General features: G+C 64.0%; 17 protein-coding genes. 3 read left to right on the top strand and 14 right to left on the bottom strand.

What is annotated here, in order from left to right; translation table 11 throughout:
• Nucleotides 1–80: 80 nt before the first annotated feature.
• From JC616_RS15065 to cmk, 11 genes are all read right to left on the bottom strand, one after another.
• The gene (locus JC616_RS15065; RefSeq protein ID WP_227103999.1) at nucleotides 81–524 is read right to left on the bottom strand and encodes an NUDIX hydrolase; all 444 of its coding nucleotides are present in this window, start codon (nucleotides 522–524) and stop codon (nucleotides 81–83) included.
• Nucleotides 521–1,516, bottom strand: a complete 996-nt coding sequence (rfaD, locus tag JC616_RS15070; RefSeq protein ID WP_107799726.1) for an ADP-glyceromanno-heptose 6-epimerase — start codon at nucleotides 1,514–1,516, stop codon at nucleotides 521–523. The genes JC616_RS15065 and rfaD overlap by 4 nt, the downstream gene beginning before the upstream one ends.
• 55 nt (nucleotides 1,517–1,571) lie before the next feature.
• The gene (locus JC616_RS15075) at nucleotides 1,572–2,150 is read right to left on the bottom strand and encodes a DUF924 family protein (protein ID WP_227104001.1); all 579 of its coding nucleotides are present in this window, start codon (nucleotides 2,148–2,150) and stop codon (nucleotides 1,572–1,574) included.
• 36 nt (nucleotides 2,151–2,186) lie between these two features.
• On the bottom strand, nucleotides 2,187–3,149 hold the full coding sequence (gene rfaE1, locus JC616_RS15080; protein WP_304502833.1) for a D-glycero-beta-D-manno-heptose-7-phosphate kinase: 963 nt from the start codon (nucleotides 3,147–3,149) through the stop codon (nucleotides 2,187–2,189).
• Nucleotides 3,150–3,157: 8 nt separating this feature from the next.
• Entirely contained in the window at nucleotides 3,158–4,477 is a 1,320-nt protein-coding gene (locus JC616_RS15085; RefSeq protein WP_227104003.1) for a UDP-glucose dehydrogenase family protein, read from the bottom strand.
• A gap of 3 nt (nucleotides 4,478–4,480) precedes the next feature.
• The gene (gene pyrF / locus JC616_RS15090; protein ID WP_107799730.1) at nucleotides 4,481–5,218 is read right to left on the bottom strand and encodes an orotidine-5'-phosphate decarboxylase; all 738 of its coding nucleotides are present in this window, start codon (nucleotides 5,216–5,218) and stop codon (nucleotides 4,481–4,483) included.
• Between the two features lie 183 nt (nucleotides 5,219–5,401).
• On the bottom strand, nucleotides 5,402–6,562 hold the full coding sequence (lapB, locus tag JC616_RS15095) for a lipopolysaccharide assembly protein LapB (RefSeq protein WP_199225882.1): 1,161 nt from the start codon (nucleotides 6,560–6,562) through the stop codon (nucleotides 5,402–5,404).
• A 120-nt stretch (nucleotides 6,563–6,682) separates the two neighbouring features.
• A complete protein-coding gene (locus JC616_RS15100; protein ID WP_019104285.1) occupies nucleotides 6,683–6,976 on the bottom strand; it encodes a LapA family protein in 294 nt (97 codons plus the stop codon).
• Between the two features lie 135 nt (nucleotides 6,977–7,111).
• Complete coding sequence (locus JC616_RS15105; RefSeq protein WP_019104286.1) at nucleotides 7,112–7,426, bottom strand: integration host factor subunit beta; 315 nt, start codon at nucleotides 7,424–7,426, stop codon at nucleotides 7,112–7,114.
• A 7-nt stretch (nucleotides 7,427–7,433) separates the two neighbouring features.
• Nucleotides 7,434–9,125: a 30S ribosomal protein S1 gene (gene rpsA / locus JC616_RS15110; protein ID WP_085951937.1), complete on the bottom strand. Its 1,692-nt coding sequence runs from the start codon at nucleotides 9,123–9,125 to the stop codon at nucleotides 7,434–7,436.
• A gap of 92 nt (nucleotides 9,126–9,217) precedes the next feature.
• The gene (cmk, locus tag JC616_RS15115) at nucleotides 9,218–9,886 is read right to left on the bottom strand and encodes a (d)CMP kinase (protein ID WP_107799732.1); all 669 of its coding nucleotides are present in this window, start codon (nucleotides 9,884–9,886) and stop codon (nucleotides 9,218–9,220) included.
• A 229-nt stretch (nucleotides 9,887–10,115) separates the two neighbouring features.
• Here cmk and aroA point away from each other — a divergent pair, with 229 nt between their 5' ends.
• Together aroA and JC616_RS15125 are read left to right on the top strand one after the other, a co-directional pair.
• Nucleotides 10,116–11,408 (top strand): 3-phosphoshikimate 1-carboxyvinyltransferase, encoded by a 1,293-nt coding sequence (aroA, locus tag JC616_RS15120; protein ID WP_227104005.1) that lies wholly within the window; start codon nucleotides 10,116–10,118, stop codon nucleotides 11,406–11,408.
• 118 nt (nucleotides 11,409–11,526) lie between these two features.
• Nucleotides 11,527–11,946 carry a nucleoside triphosphate pyrophosphohydrolase family protein gene (locus tag JC616_RS15125; protein ID WP_227104007.1) on the top strand — a complete coding sequence of 140 codons (420 nt, stop codon included), beginning with the start codon at nucleotides 11,527–11,529 and terminating at the stop codon, nucleotides 11,944–11,946.
• Nucleotides 11,947–12,131: 185 nt separating this feature from the next.
• Here the strand turns inward: JC616_RS15125 and JC616_RS15130 are convergent, their stop codons facing one another.
• Together JC616_RS15130 and JC616_RS15135 are read right to left on the bottom strand one after the other, a co-directional pair.
• Nucleotides 12,132–12,764: a class I SAM-dependent methyltransferase gene (locus JC616_RS15130; RefSeq protein ID WP_107799735.1), complete on the bottom strand. Its 633-nt coding sequence runs from the start codon at nucleotides 12,762–12,764 to the stop codon at nucleotides 12,132–12,134.
• Nucleotides 12,765–12,908: 144 nt separating this feature from the next.
• Entirely contained in the window at nucleotides 12,909–13,538 is a 630-nt protein-coding gene (locus tag JC616_RS15135; protein ID WP_227104009.1) for a LysE family translocator, read from the bottom strand.
• Nucleotides 13,539–13,747: 209 nt separating this feature from the next.
• Here JC616_RS15135 and JC616_RS15140 point away from each other — a divergent pair, with 209 nt between their 5' ends.
• On the top strand, nucleotides 13,748–15,169 hold the full coding sequence (locus JC616_RS15140) for an aminotransferase-like domain-containing protein (protein WP_107799737.1): 1,422 nt from the start codon (nucleotides 13,748–13,750) through the stop codon (nucleotides 15,167–15,169).
• A 1-nt stretch (nucleotide 15,170) separates the two neighbouring features.
• Here JC616_RS15140 and JC616_RS15145 read toward each other — a convergent pair whose 3' ends face one another.
• Nucleotides 15,171–16,100, bottom strand: coding sequence for a L,D-transpeptidase (locus tag JC616_RS15145; RefSeq protein ID WP_227104011.1), 930 nt, complete (start codon nucleotides 16,098–16,100; stop codon nucleotides 15,171–15,173).
• Nucleotides 16,101–16,209: the final 109 nt, after the last annotated feature.

A 16,209-nucleotide genomic window follows, 5' to 3' on the forward strand; every position in this document is an offset into this window, starting at 1 on the left:
CGGGGAACGGCCATTATACCGATTGGCTATCAGCAAAGACGGAATCCTTATGTCTAAGCAAATAACCGTTGCTGCAACTATCAGCCCGCGGACGCTTCCGCCAGCATCACCAGCAAGTCCTCAGGGAAATAGCGCGCGCCGGACGCGGCCAGTTCCTCCGGCGGCCACCAACGGCCCCGCCCCATCACCCGCCGCTCAAGCTCGGTCCAGCCGCCGTCGTCCAGCCTCGCGTGTTCGACGCGGATCAGGAAGAAATGCTCAAGCGCCCGCACCCGTTCTCCGTCCAACAGCGTCAACTCGAATGAGCGGCGGGCCACCGGCGAGCCGGGATCGGCGATAAGGTGACCGGTCTCTTCACGGCATTCGCGCCGGGCCGCGTCCGCCAGGCTTTCGCCGGCTTCGAGTTCGCCGCCCGGCGTGAACCAGTATTCGGCCCGGTCCGCCGGCTGATAGGGAAAGAGCAGCACCCTGCCCGCCGGGTCCAGCATCAGCAGCCGCGCCGCCTGCCGGACGCGCAGCGTCATTGCTTGATCAGCCAATCCACGTAGCGATCCACGCCCTGCTCGACGTCAAACAGCTCGGCGCCGTAACCGGCGCTGCGCAGTTTGCCGATGTCGGCCTGGGTGAAACTCTGATATTTGCCCTTGAGCGCGTCTGGGAAGTCCACGTATTCGACGATGCCCTGAGCCGCCATCTCGTCCAGGCTCAGCGCCGGCTGGCCGTCATGGCGGCGGCAGGCGTTGACGGTGGCCACGGCCACGTCGTTGAACGGCTGCGAGCGGCCGGAACCCAGGTTGAAGATGCCGCTCTTTTCCGGGTGGTCCAGGAAATACAGATTGATCTTGGCCACATCCTCCACCGACACGAAGTCGCGGCTTTGCATGCCGTTGCCCCAGCCGTCCCAGCCGCCGAACAGCTTGACCTTGCCGTGTTCGCGATACTGATTGAAGTGGTGGAAGGCCACCGAGGCCATCCGGCCCTTGTGCTGCTCGCGCGGGCCGTAGACGTTGAAATAGCGGAAGCCCACCGCCTGCGCGCTCAGGCCTTCCTTCATGCGTTGGCGCAGCACTTGGTCGAACAGGAATTTGGAATAGCCGTAGACATTGAGCGGGCCTTCGTACTGGCGCTCTTCCTTGAACACGGTGCCCTTGCCGTAGGTGGCGGCGCTGGAGGCGTAGAGGAACTGAATCTCCTCGTGCTGACAGTAGTCGAACAGGGCCAGCGTGTACTGATAGTTGTTATCCATCATGTACTTGCCGTCGTGGTTCATGGTGTCGGAACACGCGCCCTGGTGCAGGATGGCGGACAGTTCGCCCTCGAACTCGCCTTCCAGCAGCAAGGCCAGGAAGTCGTGCTTGTCCATATAGTGGGCGATTTCGCAATCCACCAGATTGCGGAACTTGTCGCCGCTGGACAGATTGTCCACGGCGATGATGTCGGTGACGCCGCGCTCGTTCAGCGCCTTGACCAGGTTGGAACCGATAAAACCGGCGGCGCCGGTGACGACGATAGTCATGTTTTGCCTTTCCGCCGCCGGCCATCGCCGACGGCGCGAGAATATTGCTGCGCGTTTAAAAACCGGCGCCGGGCTCGGCCAGATAGGCCTTCTCGTCCGGCGTGTCCGTCCGGCCCAGCGCGGCGTTGCGATGCGGGAAGCGTCCGAAGCGGACGATCACGTCCCGGTGGCGGTGCGCGTAATCGATAAAACTCGCCATGGCCGCGTCCTCGGCCATGGTTTCAAACAAGCGCACGGCTTCGTCCTGATCCGCCAGCGACTCGCTGTGCTCGAACGGCAGATAGACGAAGGTGCGGGCGATATGCGGCAGTTGCCGGTCCAGGCCGCGCGCCACCATCTCGCGCGCCAGCGCCAGCGCCTGGCCGTCGGTGGCGAAGGCCTCGGCCGAGCCGCGGAACAGATTGCGCGGGAATTGATCGGTCAGAATCAGCCAGGCCAGACCGCGGCGAGCGTCGCCGGCCTCCGCCGGCAGTTCCCCGGCGCGCGCCTGTCGCCACGCGTCCAGGAAGCGTTCGCGGATAATGCCGTCGAACACTTCATCCTTCTTGAACCAGGCGCTGCGCGGCACCGACAGGAAACTGTCGTCGCCGCCGCCAAACCAGAACGCCAAGATGGCATCGGTATAGTGCTTCATGTGTTCTCCTTCAGGATCCAGCCTGACTGGACGGGATCACACGGCGAAAAGTTCGCGCTGGCTGCACACCGCGGTGCCCAGCTTGCCCACCACCACGCCGGCGGCGGCGTTGGCGAGACTCATCGCCACCGGAAGCGGCTGGCCGGCGGCCAGCCCCAGGCCTAGCGTGCCGATCACGGTGTCGCCGGCGCCGGACACGTCGTAGACTTCGCGCGCGAAGGTGGGCTGATGCACCACGCCCTCGTCGCGGAACAAGGTCATGCCCTCCTCGCTGCGCGTCACCAGCAAGGCGTCCAGCGCCAAGTCCGCGCGCAAGGCCTGCGCCTTGGCGGTCAGCTCGCTCTCCGACGCCCAGCGGCCGGCCACCTGGCGGAACTCGCTGCGATTGGGCGTCAACAGCGTGGCGCCGGCGTATTTGCTGTAGTCGTCGCCCTTAGGATCGATCAACACCGGCTTGCCGGCCTGGCGCGCCAGTTCGATCATCTTGCTGACGTGGGTCAGCCCGCCCTTGCCGTAATCGGACAGGATCACCACGTCGTGCTCGGCCAGGATCTGCTGATACTCTTCCAGCTTGCCGGCCAGGATCTCATGGCTGGGCGCGTCCTCGAAGTCGAGGCGGATCAGCTGTTGCTGCCGCGCCACCACGCGCAACTTGATGGTGGTGGCGATGCTGGGGTCGCGCTTCAGCGAGGTGGCGATGCCGTCCGCGGCCAGCAGGCGCTCCAGCGCCGAGGCGGCTTCGTCGTCGCCCACCACCGACAGCAAGGTGGCCTTGCCGCCCAGGCCGGCGATATTGCGCGCCACGTTGGCGGCGCCGCCGGCGCGCTCTTCAATGCGCTCGATCTTGGCCACCGGCACCGGCGCTTCCGGCGAAATGCGGGTGGCGTCGCCGAACCAATAACGGTCCAGCATCACATCGCCCACCACCAGGACTTTCGCTTGCGCCAGTTCGGCGGCCAGTTTGGAGCTGTCCAGCCCCAAGTCTTGCATCAGGCCCATGATTATCCTCAGCGGCCGATCGCGAAGTAATCGAAGCCCTGCTCGCGCATCCAGGCCGGATCGTACATATTGCGGCCGTCGAACACTAAGGGCTGCTTCAGCGCTTGCTTGACCGCGCTCAGGTCCGGCGCGCGGAACATCTTCCATTCGGTGACGATCAGCAAGGCGTCGGCCTGCCGCAACGCCGCCATCATGTCGTCGGCGAAGCTCAGGCCGGCGATGTCGCCCATCACCCGCTGCGCTTCATGGACGGCCACCGGATCGAAGGCCACCACTTCCGCGCCGCGGCGGCTCAGTTCTTCCGCGATCACGCGGCTGGGCGCTTCGCGCATATCGTCGGTGTTGGGCTTGAAGGCCAGGCCCCACATCGCGAAGCGGCGGCCGGACAGATCTTGGCCAAAACGCGCCAGCACCTTGTCCACCAGGCGCAGCTTTTGCAGATCGTTGGCCTCTTCCACCGCGCTCAACACGCGCAAGTCATGGCCGTTTTCCTTGGCGGTCTGCACCAGGGCCTTGACGTCCTTGGGGAAGCAGGAGCCGCCGTAGCCCACGCCCGGATACAGGAAGTGATAGCCGATGCGCGGATCCGAGCCCATGCCCAACCGCACTTGCTCGATGTCGGCGCCCAGGCTCTCGGCCAGATTGGCCAATTCGTTCATGAAGGAGATGCGCGTCGCCAGCATGGCGTTGGCCGCGTACTTGGTCAGTTCGGCGGAGCGCACGTCCATCAGCAGCACGCGCTCGTGATTGCGCTGGAACGGCGCGTACAGCCGGCGCATCATCGCGGCCGCGCGCTCGTCGTCTACGCCGATCACCACGCGGTCCGGACGCATGAAGTCGTCGATGGCCGCGCCTTCCTTCAGGAATTCCGGGTTGGACACCACGCTGAATTCCAACGCCTCGCCGCGCTCGGCCAGGGTTTCCGCCACCGCCGCCTTGACCAGGTCGGCGGTGCCCACCGGCACCGTGGACTTGTCGACGATGACCTTGTAGTCCGTCATGTGGCGGCCGATATTGCGCGCGGCGGCCAGCACGTATTGCAGGTCGGCGGAGCCGTCCTCGTCCGGCGGGGTGCCGACGGCGATGAACTGCACGTCGCCGAAGGCCACAGACTCGGCGATGTCAGTGGTGAAGCTGAGCCGGCCGGCGGCGACGTTGCGCCGCACCATGTCTTCCAGACCGGGTTCGAAAATCGGAATGCCGCCCTGTTTCAGGATGGCGATCTTATTGGGATCCACATCCAGGCAGCACACGTGATAGCCGGTTTCCGCCAGACACGTGCCGGTCACCAGACCGACATACCCCGTACCGATAACTGTGATTTTCATATTTTATTGAGCCTGATAGTGCTGAATGTCTTGATTGATCGCGCGCAACACGGCCAGCGGGTCGGCGGCGCGGGTGATGGGCCGGCCTATCACCAGATAATCGGAGCCTGCGGCCAGCGCGGTCGTCGGCGTCATCACCCGGCGCTGATCGTCGGCGACGCTGTCCGCCAGGCGGATGCCCGGCGTCACCAGTTTGAATTCGCGGCCCAGCGCGGCTTTCAGTTCGCCGGCTTCCTGGGCCGAACACACCACGCCGTCCAGCCCGCAGTCGCGGGTCAGCGCGGCCAGCCGCAGCACATGCTCTTGCGGCGAAGCGGCGATGCCGATTTCGGCCAGATCCGCCGCTTCCATGCTGGTCAGCACCGTCACCGCGATCAAGAGCGGACGCTGGCTGTACGGCGCCAGCGCCTCGCGCGCGGCCTCCATCATCCGGCGGCCGCCGGAGGCGTGCACATTGACCATCCAGACGCCGGCTTCCGCCGCCGCCTTGCAAGCATGGGCCACGGTATTGGGAATATCGTGGAACTTCAAATCCAGAAACACCTGAAACCCTCTGGCCACCAGACTCTCCACCAGGCTGCGGCCGGAGGAGGTGAACAGCTCCTTGCCCACCTTGAGGCGACACTCGCTCGGGTCCAGGCGGCTGGCGAAGCGCAAGGCGCTGTCCGCGTCGGCAAAGTCCAGGGCCACGACGACGGGCGAAGTCGGCTGCGCCGCGTCGGCTGCGATCAAAGGATTCATGCTTGCTCCATTCTTGCCGCCGACGCTCGCCGACGGCCGGTATTCAAATCAGCGCAGCCGCTCTCTGGCGGCTGCACAACTATCCCTACGCCCAAGCCGCTGACAACACCTCGCGGAGAAGCAGAGGCAAGGCGCGCAGACGTAAGCAGTACATCTAGGCGTTTTGTTCAGCGGCGCTGCTGCTTACTGCGATTCCGTCCGGTTGGCGGTGAAGCCCTCCCACTCGCCGCAGGCCGGGCAATGCCAGAAGAAGGCGCGCGAGCGGAAGTTGCAGCATTTGCAACGGTGCACGCTCAGGCGCTGCGCGTGCTTGAGCACCAAGGCGCGCGCCACTTCCGCGTCCATCCGCCCTTCCGGGCTCAATTCGTCCATCTGCGCCTCGATCAAGCGGTAGACGCCGGACAGGCTGGGACGGGCGTGCACGCCCTCGCGCGCCACTTCCAGCGCTTTTTCCTCGCCCTCGTAAGTGGCGATCTTCTGGTACAGCAGATCGGTCAGTTCCAGCTGCGGGAATGTCTTCTGATAGCCGCGCAGCAAGGCGATGCCTTCCAGCGGCTTGTCCAGCCGCTCATAGGCGTCGAACAGCCGCTCGGCGGCCATCGACAAGTATTCGTAATTCTGCTTTTCAATGTTCTGCCAGGCCGCGATCGCCGCCTCCACATGACCGCCGGCGAACTCGATATCTCCGAGGATCAAGCTGGCGCGCACGCACTTGCGGTTGGCCGTGAACGCTTCTTCCACATAGTGGCGCGCTTGTTCGCTATTGGATTTGTACAACTCGCCCTGGGCCAGTTCGCAATAGAACTGCGCCACCTCGTGCTGGAAGGAATGCGCGTCGCTGCGCAACTCCTTGGCGGTGGCGATGGCCTTGTGCCAATCGCGGTCCTGCTGGTAGATGTCCAGCAGCTGACGCCGCGCGGCCAGGCCCATATTGCCGTCCTGCAGCTTGATCAGAATCTCTTCCGCCCGGTCCACCAGACCCGCTTTACGGAAATCCTGGGCCAATTCGAAGCGCACCGCGTCGCGGTGCTCGGCCGGCAGATCCGGCGCGTCCAGCATGCGCTGATGCAACCGGATGGCGCGGTCGTTCTCCCCGCGCTTGCGGTAGAGCTTGCCCAAGGTGTGCTGCAACTCCAGCGCCGACCCTTGCTGGCGCGCCACTTCGGCCAGGGCCGAGGCGGCGATATCGGTCTTGTCCTCCACCAGCGCGTCCAGGCCGCGGAAAAATCCGGTCGGCACCGCCTTCGCCTGTTTCAGCACCGTGCGCATGTCCACGCGCGCGGCAAACCAACCCAGGCCGAAAAAGGCCGGAAACAATAGCAACCACCACAAATCCAGTTCCAACAGCAATCCTTTCCGGACAAACAACAACAGCCGCTCCCGGGCGGCATCATCAAGAACGACGGATTCCATCGCGGCGGCGCCTAGGCGCGGCGCCGGCTCGCTCCGCCGCTCGCGCTAGGCTCAATCGGCGATCGCGTCGCTGGGGTCGCTGATCACCTTGCTGGCGGGGGGACGGTTGCGCAATTCTTTTTTCAATTGGGACAGCTCTTTCCGGCTGCGCAGATAATAGCCGAGCGTGGCGAGCAGACCGACCAGCGCGCCAACCACGAAAAACAGCAGCAGAAACACAATCAGCGGCGCGGACCAGGACTGGCCGAAGAACAATTTGAATTCAACCGCATGGCTGTTTTGCACGGTGACCGCGATCAGGAATACCAACAGGGCCAATTCAACGATACGAAGCAGGTAACGCATGATCTCGCTCGATTTGTTTGCCGGAGTGCAAGTTTAAACGATAGCCCGGCGCAACCCAAGCTGGAATTTCAGCCGCGCAAAGAAAAAGCGCCGCAAAAAGCGGCGCTTCGGATTCGCTAGACAGGGCTTGAACGCCTAGGCTTCGCTCTGCTCCAACAGGGACAGATCGACGCGTTCGCGCAATTCTTTACCCGCCTTGAAATGCGGCACATATTTCTCAGGAACCGAGACGCTGGTGCCCGACTTGGGGTTGCGGCCAATCCGCGGCGGACGGTAGTTCAAATCGAAACTGCCGAAACCGCGGATTTCAATCCGGTTTCCCTGCGCCAGGTTATTGGCCATCGCATCCAAAATGGTTTTGACGGCCAACTCAGCGTCTTTGTAGACCAACTGAGAATTGCGCTCGGCGAGTCGTTCCGACAGCCTAGCGATCAGCTCAGATTTGGTCATGTCTCAATTACTCGTTAGAGCCGGACAGTTTTGCCTTCAGCAAGGCACCCAGATTGGTGGTGCCAGCGGAAGCGCTGTCAACGGACAGGCTCTTCAGAGCAACGTTGTCTTCCTGAGCGTCTTTAGCCTTGATGGACAGGCTGATGTTGCGGGACTTGCGGTCCACGGCAATGATCACGGCTTCCACTTCTTCGCCGTCCTTCAGAACGGAGCGAGCGTCTTCCACGCGGTCGCGGGACAGTTCGGAAGCGCGCAGGTAGCCTTCAACATCGGTGTCCAGAGTCACGACGGCGCCTTTGGCGTCAACGGACTTCACGGTGCCCTTAACCAGAGCGCCCTTGTCGTTCATCGCAACGAAGTTGTTGAACGGATCGCCTTCCATCTGCTTGATGCCCAGGGAAATGCGCTCTTTCTCAACGTCGATGGACAGAACAACGGCTTCAACCTCGTCGCCCTTCTTGAACTTGCGCACGGCTTCTTCGCCAGCTTCGTTCCAGGACAGGTCGGACAGGTGAACCAGGCCGTCGATGCCGCCCGGCAGGCCAACGAACACGCCGAAGTCGGTGATGGACTTGATCGCGCCCTTCAGCTTGTCGCCTTTGTGGAAGTTGTCGGCAAACTCGTTCCACGGGTTGGCCAGGCACTGCTTCATGCCCAGGGAGATGCGACGACGGTCTTCGTCGATTTCCAGGATCATCACTTCCACTTCGTCGCCAACCTGAACAACCTTGGACGGGTGTACGTTCTTGTTGGTCCAGTCCATTTCGGACACGTGCACCAGGCCTTCGATGCCCTGTTCGATTTCCACGAACGCGCCGTAGTCGGTCAGGTTGGTCACCTTGCCGAACAGACGGGTGCCGGACGGGTAGCGGCGGGACAGGCCCACCCACGGATCTTCGCCCAGTTGCTTCAGACCCAGGGATACGCGGTTCTTCTCTTGGTCGAACTTCAGTACCTTGGCTTCCACTTCGTCGCCCACGGCCAGAACTTCGGACGGGTGCTTCACGCGGCGCCATGCCAGGTCGGTGATGTGCAGCAGACCATCGATGCCGCCCAGGTCAACGAACGCACCGTAGTCGGTGATGTTCTTGACGATACCCTTGATGATGGCGCCCTCTTTCAGGGTTTCCAGCAGAGCTTTGCGCTCTTCGCCCAGGGTTTCTTCCAGCACGGAACGACGGGACACAACAACGTTGTTGCGCTTGCGATCCAGCTTGATGACCTTGAATTCGATCTGTTTGTTTTCGTACGGGGTGGTGTCTTTCACCGGACGCACGTCAACCAGGGAACCCGGCAGGAAGGCGCGGATGCCGTTGACCATAACGGTCAGGCCGCCTTTGACTTTGCCGCTGATCAGACCGGACAGGATCTTGCCGGTTTCCAGAGCCTCTTCCAGCTCCACCCAAGCGGCCAGGCGCTTGGCTTTTTCGCGGGACAGCTTGGTTTCGCCAAAGCCGTTTTCCAGCGCGTCGATGGCGACGGTAACGAAGTCGCCGATGGCCACTTCGACCACGCCTTGGTCGTTCTTGAATTCTTCAGCCGGAATCAGGGACTCGGACTTGAGGCCTGCGTTCACGGTTACAAAGTTGGAATCAACTGCCACCACTTCGGCAGTGATCACCTCGCCCACGCGCATGTCGTGAAGGGTCAGGCTTTCCTCAAACAGCTGAGCGAAGTTTTCCATGGAGAGGGTAGTCATCAAGCGTACTCTCGGTGCGCGCCTTGCGGCGTGCGGGGTTAGGGTTGCACAACGGGTTTATTGCCTTGCAGCATTTTCACCCGACAAAAAAATCATAGGCCGGAGACCTGTCTTTCCTCGAACCAACGTAGAACCTGTGCGACCGCCTGGTCGATGGTCAGCTCCGTGGTGTCGAGCAAAAAGGCGTCCGGCTCCTGGCGCAGCGGCGCTACCGGCCGGGCGGCATCGCGCGCGTCCCGATCGATAATGTCCTGCAGAATCCGTGGGAGATTAGCAGAATCTCCCTTGCCGATCAACTGCTTATAGCGGCGCTCGGCGCGTTCCTCGGCGCTGGCGGTCAAAAACACCTTCAAGGCGGCGGCGGGAAACACCACCGAACCCATGTCGCGGCCGTCCGTCACCAGGCCCGGCAACTGGCAGAAATCGCGTTGGCGCTGCAACAGCGCGGCGCGCACCGCCGGCAGCGCGCCCACCTTGGACGCGCCGATGCCGATTTCCTCGCTGCGTATCGCCGCGCTGGCGTCGTTGCTCTCCAGCCACACCGCCCCGTCGGCGAACTCCACCGGCAAGCCGGAGGCGGCCGCGGCCAGGCCCGGCTCGTCGTCCCAGCCTATATTGTGACGCTGCGCGAACAGCGCCAGCAGCCGGTAGAGCGAGCCCGAATCCAGATAATGAAAACCCAGCCGCGCGGCGACCAGGGCGGCGACGGTGCCCTTGCCCGAGGCGGACGGGCCGTCGATGGCGATGACAGGTGCGGTCATGTACAGACGATGTCCTTGCAGAAATTCGCGCCGGCCGCCGCGACGGGCAACCGGCCAAACCGTCGATTTTATCTCAAAGCCGCGGGCCGGCGCAGCAAGATTCTACGACGCGCGCCGCGCCGACGCGCCGCCACGCGGGTTTGCGCAAAGACCTTCCTGGCGGTTACATTGTCCGACGGGCGCCGCGTCGCCCTTCGCCAACCCCAAGAACACAAGATCCCGAACCGCCATGGAACAACTGCATCTCGCCCCCGTCCTCCGCCTGTCCGGCGCCATCAAGCTCCCCGGCTCGAAAAGCATCTCCAACCGCACCCTGCTGCTGGCCGCGCTGGGCAGCGGCAGCACCCTGGTGCGCGATCTGCTGGATTCGGACGACATCCGCCACATGCTGGCGGCGCTGAAGCTGCTGGGCGTGGAGATCGAACAGATAGGCGACAGCCGCGACTTCCGCGTGCAGGGCGTGGGCGGCGAATTTCCGGTTAAAAGCGCAGATCTATTCCTCGGCAACGCCGGCACCGCCTTCCGCCCGCTGACCGCCGCGCTGGCGCTGATGCAGGGCGACTACCAACTCAGCGGCGTGCCGCGCATGCACGAACGGCCGATCGGCGATCTGGTGGACGCGCTGCGCGTGGCCGGCGCCAAGATTCAGTACCAAGGCCAGCCCGGCTACCCGCCGCTGACCATCGCGCCGGCGCAACTGGAGGCCGGCCGGATCATCCCGGTCAAGGGCAATGTGTCCAGCCAGTTCCTCACCGCCTTGCTGATGGCGCTGCCGCTGACCGGCGAAACCGCGGTCATCGAAGTCAGCGGCGAGCTGATCTCCAAGCCCTATATCGAAATCACCCTCAACCTGATGGCGCGCTTCGGCGTGCGGGTTGAGCGCGACGGCTGGCGCCGCTTCACCATCCCCGGCGGCCAGACTTACATCTCCCCGGGAGAGGTTCACGTGGAAGGCGACGCCTCCAGCGCGTCCTATTTCCTCGCCGCCGGCGCGCTGGCGGGCGGCCCGGTGCGGGTGGAGGGCGTGGGCGCGGACAGCATTCAGGGCGACGTCAAGTTCGCCGACGCGCTGCGCCTGATGGGCGCCGAAGTCAGCATGGGGCCCAATTGGATAGAAGCCCGCGCCAGCCTCCCGCTCAAGGCGATAGACGCCGACTTCAACCACATCCCGGACGCGGCGATGACCTTGGCGGTGGCGGCGCTGGCCGCCGACGGCACCAGCACGCTGCGCAATATCGAGAGCTGGCGCGTCAAGGAAACCGACCGCCTGAGCGCGATGGCCGCCGAGCTGCGCAAGGTCGGCGCCGTGGTGGAAGAAGGCCAGGACTACATCCGCATCACCCCGCCGCCGGCCTTGACGCCGAACGCCGAGATCGACACCTACGACGACCACCGCATGGCGATGTGCTTCTCCCTGATTTCGCTGCTGGGCGCCCCGGTCACCATCAACGACCCCAAATGCGTGGCCAAGACCTTCCCCGATTACTTCGACGCGCTGGCCGCGCTGAGCGCTCAGGCATAAACGCCGCAGCGCCCCGATCCAGCCCCGCCCCGGCGGGGCTTTGTTTTGCCCGCCGCTTGCGCCCCGCCCGCCGATAAAACACAATATATGGATCACAAAAACAGAAAGACGCTAAATAATGGAAAACTTCTTCGCCCTACGCCGCCAATTCATGCAGCAGTTCGACATCCCCAGCCCGGCTCAGCCGCAATGGCAGCCGCAGCAGCTGGCGATGTGGGAGACCATGCTGGGCGAAGAGCTGGCGGAATTCCAGCAAGCGCTGGCCGACTACAAGCGCCAGGACGGCGATGATGCGAAACGCGCGCGGCGGATGGCGGAGCTGCTGGCCGAGGGCGTGGACGTGCTCAATGTGCTCAGCGGCCTGCTGATGTCGCAAGGCCTGCCGCTGGAAGAGATGACGCGGGAGATCCACGCCGCCAATATGCGCAAATGCGTGGACGGCAAGATTGTGCGCCGCGAGGACGGCAAGGTGCTGAAGCCGGCCGGCTGGCGGCCGGCCGACAAGGAAGGAGTGATACGCCGGGCGCTGGAGTCCTGAAAACCTGTTTACGTTCTGCTGCGCGTCGTGAAACGTGACGCGGCGAGTACCGCTTCGAAATGCTCATGCACCACGTGTACATTCCGCTTTCTCAGCCGCAACGCCTTGTCTCATCTTAGCTCGCGAGATCGTAAACAGGTTCTGAGAGCCCGATAAAGCCCGCCGCGCGTCGGCGGCAACGGCGCTCAATGATCCCGCCGCGCGAACAGCCGGGCGATGCCGTGGTAATGCGGCTGCCCATGGCCGACATCCAGCGCATACTCCTCTTGATAGGCCAGCAGGCTCAGCGCCGAGAACTGACGGCGCAGCTCTCCCGGCTGGTAGTAATGCTTGACGTAGGAGGCCGTCTCGCTGGCCACCCGGCCCAGGGCGTCGCACCCCGGATCGTCGACCGTGAACACCGATACGAACAGATGGCCGCCCGGCTCCAGCGCGGCGGCCATCTGGCGCGCCAGCGCCTCGCCCTCGTCCGCACCCAAATGATCCAGCGAAGTATTCGCGACGATCAGCCGGAAACGCCCCGGCTCCAGCTCCAGGCCGGCCAGATCCGCCACCCTGCCGCTTACGTTCAGCCTGCGCTCGTCCGCCGCCTCGCCCAGACTCGCGATCGCCTCCGCTGAACCGTCCACCGCCGTCATCGCGAAGCCCCGCTGAGCCAGAAACAAGGCGTTGCGACCCTGGCCGCAGCCCAGATCCAGGCCGGCTCCGTCGCCCGCCACATGATATTTTTCCAGATACTGGACCAAGGACGGGGACGGCTTGTCCCCGTAGAAGGACGTGCTCGAACGATACACGCCGTCGAAACCCGCTGCTGTCATGATGATGCCCCCGTCTCGGCTGCCCGCCTACGGCCTACCCCGGCCCGGGTGCATCCCAGGATACCTGTACGATAAGCCACCTACCCTTTTGGACAGCATAGACGATGTCCCCAGCAAGAACATCCCTATCGATTTAGCTATTCATCAAATCATTTGCGGCAGCGCGTGCAAGGACTGCGCCGGCAGCATTTCCAGCAACAGCCAGATCGCGGTTCCCGCCAGCATCGCCGCCATGCCGCAATTGAAAACCCTCAACCGGCGCGGCGACGCCAGGAAGCGGCGCGCGGCCACGCCGGACCCCGCCCACAGCGCGATGCACGGCAGGCCGATGACGAAAGTCAGCGCCGCGAACAGCAGGCCGGCATGCCAGGCGTTCATCTTGGCCGGCAGAAACACCATCGCGATATTGAAACCCATCAGCCACACCTTGGGATTCAACCAGTTGAACAGCACCCCGCCCCAAAACCCCATAGGCGCGCCGCCGGACTCGCCCGCGGACGGCGCCGAGCGCGCCATGCCCCAGGACAGCCACAGCAAATACAGGCAGCCGGCCATGGCCAGGTAAATCTGCACCGAAGCGATGACGGCGACCAGGCTGCCCAGGAACACCGTCAACAAGCCCACCTGCACCGACAGGCCCAGCGACATGCCCAGCAAGGCCGGCACCGTGCGGGAAAAACCATGATTGACCCCGGACGAGGCCAATACCAGATTGTTCGGCCCCGGCGTGATCGACATCACCAACAGATAAGTCACCAACGCAACAAAGTTCATTACCGCTCCAAACCATAGCCAGCGGCCGGACAATCCGGACGCGACATGTTTTCAATGCTGGCCATGATAACGCCGCCGCAACATCGAATACAGATTCAGAAAAATTGAATTGGAACCATAACAGTTTTACAATTTCAAAACTGTTATGGTCGTTTTTGCGGAAAATTGTACCGATGGCGACCCCCACATCTGTCAGCGAGGCCCCCAGCATGAGCGACGAACCCCTCTATCAGCAGTTGGTCAACGAATGGATCACCCTGATCCAGACCGGCGTGGTGCAACCCGGAGAACGGCTGCCCTCGGTGCGCAAGGCCTGCGAAATGCACAAGGTCAGCCCGTCCACCATCCTGATGACTTACCGCACGCTGGAGGACCGCGGCCTGATCGAGGCGCGGCCGCAATCCGGCTTCTACGTCAAATCCGCCGCCACCCTGCCGCTGCCGCGCATGCGCCGGCAAAGCGCCGCCCACCACGCCGGCGAGGTGGTGGACCAGATCGAAGCGGTGATGACGGCGCAGACGCGGGAGGATTTCATCGACCTGTCCTTGGCCAGCCCGCGCGGCAGCGACTTCTACCCCACCACCCGCTTCAAGCACATCATGGGGCGGCTGCTGCGCCAGCACCCGGAGCTGACCACCGATTACCCGTTTCCGCCCGGCTCGGAACGGCTGCGCCGCCAGATCGCCCAGCGCGCGGTCAGCTGGGGCTGCGTGCTGGCCGCCGAGGACTTGGTGATCACCAACGGCTGCACCGAGGCGCTGCAACTGGCCTTGCGCGCCTGCTGCAAGCCGGGCGACACCGTGGGCCTGGAATCGCCCACTTATTTCGCGCTGCTGCCCACGCTGAAGAACCTGGGCCTGAGCGTGATCGAAATTCCCACCCATCCGGCCAACGGCCTGTCGCTGGACGCGCTGGAACTCTTGCTGTCGGAGAAAAGGCTGAACGCCATCGTGGCCATGCCCACCGTGCACAATCCGCTGGGCTGCACCATGCCGGCCGAGGCCAAGCAAAGGCTGGCGGCGCTGGTCAACGAACACCAGGTGCCGCTGATCGAGGACGTGCCGCACGCCGATCTGCACTACGACGGCGCCACCCCGGACGCGGTCAAGGCCTATGACCGCGACGGCTGGGTGCTGCTGTGCTCCAGCTACAGCAAGACCCTGGCGCCGGGTTTTCGCATCGGCTGGATCGCGCCCGGGCGCTTCTTGCGGGAAGTGACGCGGCTGAAGTTCGCCAGCTCGCTGGCCCAGCCGCGCTTACTGGAGGAAACGCTGGCGGAATATCTGGAAACCGGCGGCTACGACCACCACCTGCGGCTGATCCGCCGCCACTTCATGAGCCAGATGGAAAGGCTGCGCGGCACCGTCGCCAGCTGCTTCCCGGCTCAGACGCGGGCCACCTCGCCGTCCGGCGGCTGCCTGCTGTGGGTGGAGCTGCCCAGCGGCGTGGACACCATGACATTGTTCCAGACAGCGCTGGCCGAACGCATCACCATCGCGCCCGGCACGCTGTACTCGGCCAAGGGGCGCTACCGCAATTGCGTGCGGCTGTCCTGCTGCTATCCGTGGAACCCGGCGTACGAACGCGCCTTGCGGCGCGTGGGGGAACTGGCGGGAGAGATGGCCGACTGAATCAGGCCGGACGGCCGCTACGCGGCGGCTGGGCGCGCACCGCGGCGCGCGAAGAGGACGGCGCGGACGACGGCGCCACCGCCGGCGCATGCTGCGGCGCGGACGCCGGCGGCGTGGCCTGCGACGGCAACGGACCGCCCGGCTCGCGGCCGGCCGGTTCGCGCGCGAACTGAGTATCGTCCGCCTTGCCCGGCGACAGCCAGCGCACCGCGGACAGATCGCCGTCCACCTTGGCCTTGGCCACGTCCTTGCAAGTCAGACACACCGGCACGCCCTTGCGCGCCTTCAAAGCCTGGTCCACCCGCGCGCCGAACACCACCGCGGACTTTTGCTTCTGCCAGGCCAGCAGCGTTTCGGCCAACATCGGGAAGGAAGGATCGTCCTGCTTGTAGTGATTGCGGTAAGCGGTCAGCCACAGTTCGCCGGCGGCGTCCTGATTCAGCAACACGGTCTGATAAGCCACCGTGACCGCGTCGCCGCGGCCCACAGTCTTGGACAGCAGCAAGGCGTCGTCGTTTTTCATGCGCACGCAGCCATGGCTGCGGAAACCGGGCACCGAGCCGGGCGCGTTGGTGCCGTGAAAGCCCAGGCCCAGCTTGGCCTCGCCGAAACGAATGAAGACCGGCCCCAGCGGGTTCTTGGGCCCCGGCGGCACCACGGTCTGCACTTCCTTGCCGCTGCGGCGCATTTCTTCCTGGATGGAGCGCGGCACATGCCAGGCCGGCGCCTTGTAAATGCCGGTAATGTCAAAGCTGCCGATCGGCGTCTGGGTCAGCATCTTGCCCACCGCCACCGGATAGATCTTGGACAGCCTGCCGTCCTGGTACTGGAACAGCCGCGCCTGCGGCAGGTTCAGCACCAAGTGCAGGCCCGCGGGGTTGACCTGCACATCAGGCTCGGGAATCACCGCCGCGCCGACAAACGGCGCCACGCCAAGCCCAAGCCAACCCAACAGCCCAACACATCGCTTCAACATACCGCACCATATCTAAAATCACTATTGTTCGATTCTAACAGAAAGCGTGGGAAAGCAAGATTCT

The organism is Chromobacterium rhizoryzae (assembly GCF_020544465.1).
In the GTDB taxonomy this organism is placed as follows: Bacteria; Pseudomonadota; Gammaproteobacteria; order Burkholderiales; family Chromobacteriaceae; genus Chromobacterium.

What these genes read in the sequence shown, in the direction of transcription:
- JC616_RS15065 (WP_227103999.1), bottom strand. Translation starts at nt 524, where the DNA reads ATGACGCTGCGCGTCCGGCAGGCGGCGCGGCTGCTGATGCTGGACCCG.
- rfaD (WP_107799726.1), bottom strand. Translation starts at nt 1,516, where the DNA reads ATGACTATCGTCGTCACCGGCGCCGCCGGTTTTATCGGTTCCAACCTG.
- JC616_RS15075 (WP_227104001.1), bottom strand. Translation starts at nt 2,150, where the DNA reads ATGAAGCACTATACCGATGCCATCTTGGCGTTCTGGTTTGGCGGCGGC.
- rfaE1 (WP_304502833.1), bottom strand. Translation starts at nt 3,149, where the DNA reads ATGGGCCTGATGCAAGACTTGGGGCTGGACAGCTCCAAACTGGCCGCC.
- JC616_RS15085 (WP_227104003.1), bottom strand. Translation starts at nt 4,477, where the DNA reads ATGAAAATCACAGTTATCGGTACGGGGTATGTCGGTCTGGTGACCGGC.
- pyrF (WP_107799730.1), bottom strand. Translation starts at nt 5,218, where the DNA reads ATGAATCCTTTGATCGCAGCCGACGCGGCGCAGCCGACTTCGCCCGTC.
- JC616_RS15100 (WP_019104285.1), bottom strand. Translation starts at nt 6,976, where the DNA reads ATGCGTTACCTGCTTCGTATCGTTGAATTGGCCCTGTTGGTATTCCTG.
- JC616_RS15105 (WP_019104286.1), bottom strand. Translation starts at nt 7,426, where the DNA reads ATGACCAAATCTGAGCTGATCGCTAGGCTGTCGGAACGACTCGCCGAG.
- rpsA (WP_085951937.1), bottom strand. Translation starts at nt 9,125, where the DNA reads ATGACTACCCTCTCCATGGAAAACTTCGCTCAGCTGTTTGAGGAAAGC.
- cmk (WP_107799732.1), bottom strand. Translation starts at nt 9,886, where the DNA reads ATGACCGCACCTGTCATCGCCATCGACGGCCCGTCCGCCTCGGGCAAG.
- aroA (WP_227104005.1), top strand. Translation starts at nt 10,116, where the DNA reads ATGGAACAACTGCATCTCGCCCCCGTCCTCCGCCTGTCCGGCGCCATC.
- JC616_RS15125 (WP_227104007.1), top strand. Translation starts at nt 11,527, where the DNA reads ATGGAAAACTTCTTCGCCCTACGCCGCCAATTCATGCAGCAGTTCGAC.
- JC616_RS15130 (WP_107799735.1), bottom strand. Translation starts at nt 12,764, where the DNA reads ATGACAGCAGCGGGTTTCGACGGCGTGTATCGTTCGAGCACGTCCTTC.
- JC616_RS15135 (WP_227104009.1), bottom strand. Translation starts at nt 13,538, where the DNA reads ATGAACTTTGTTGCGTTGGTGACTTATCTGTTGGTGATGTCGATCACG.
- JC616_RS15140 (WP_107799737.1), top strand. Translation starts at nt 13,748, where the DNA reads ATGAGCGACGAACCCCTCTATCAGCAGTTGGTCAACGAATGGATCACC.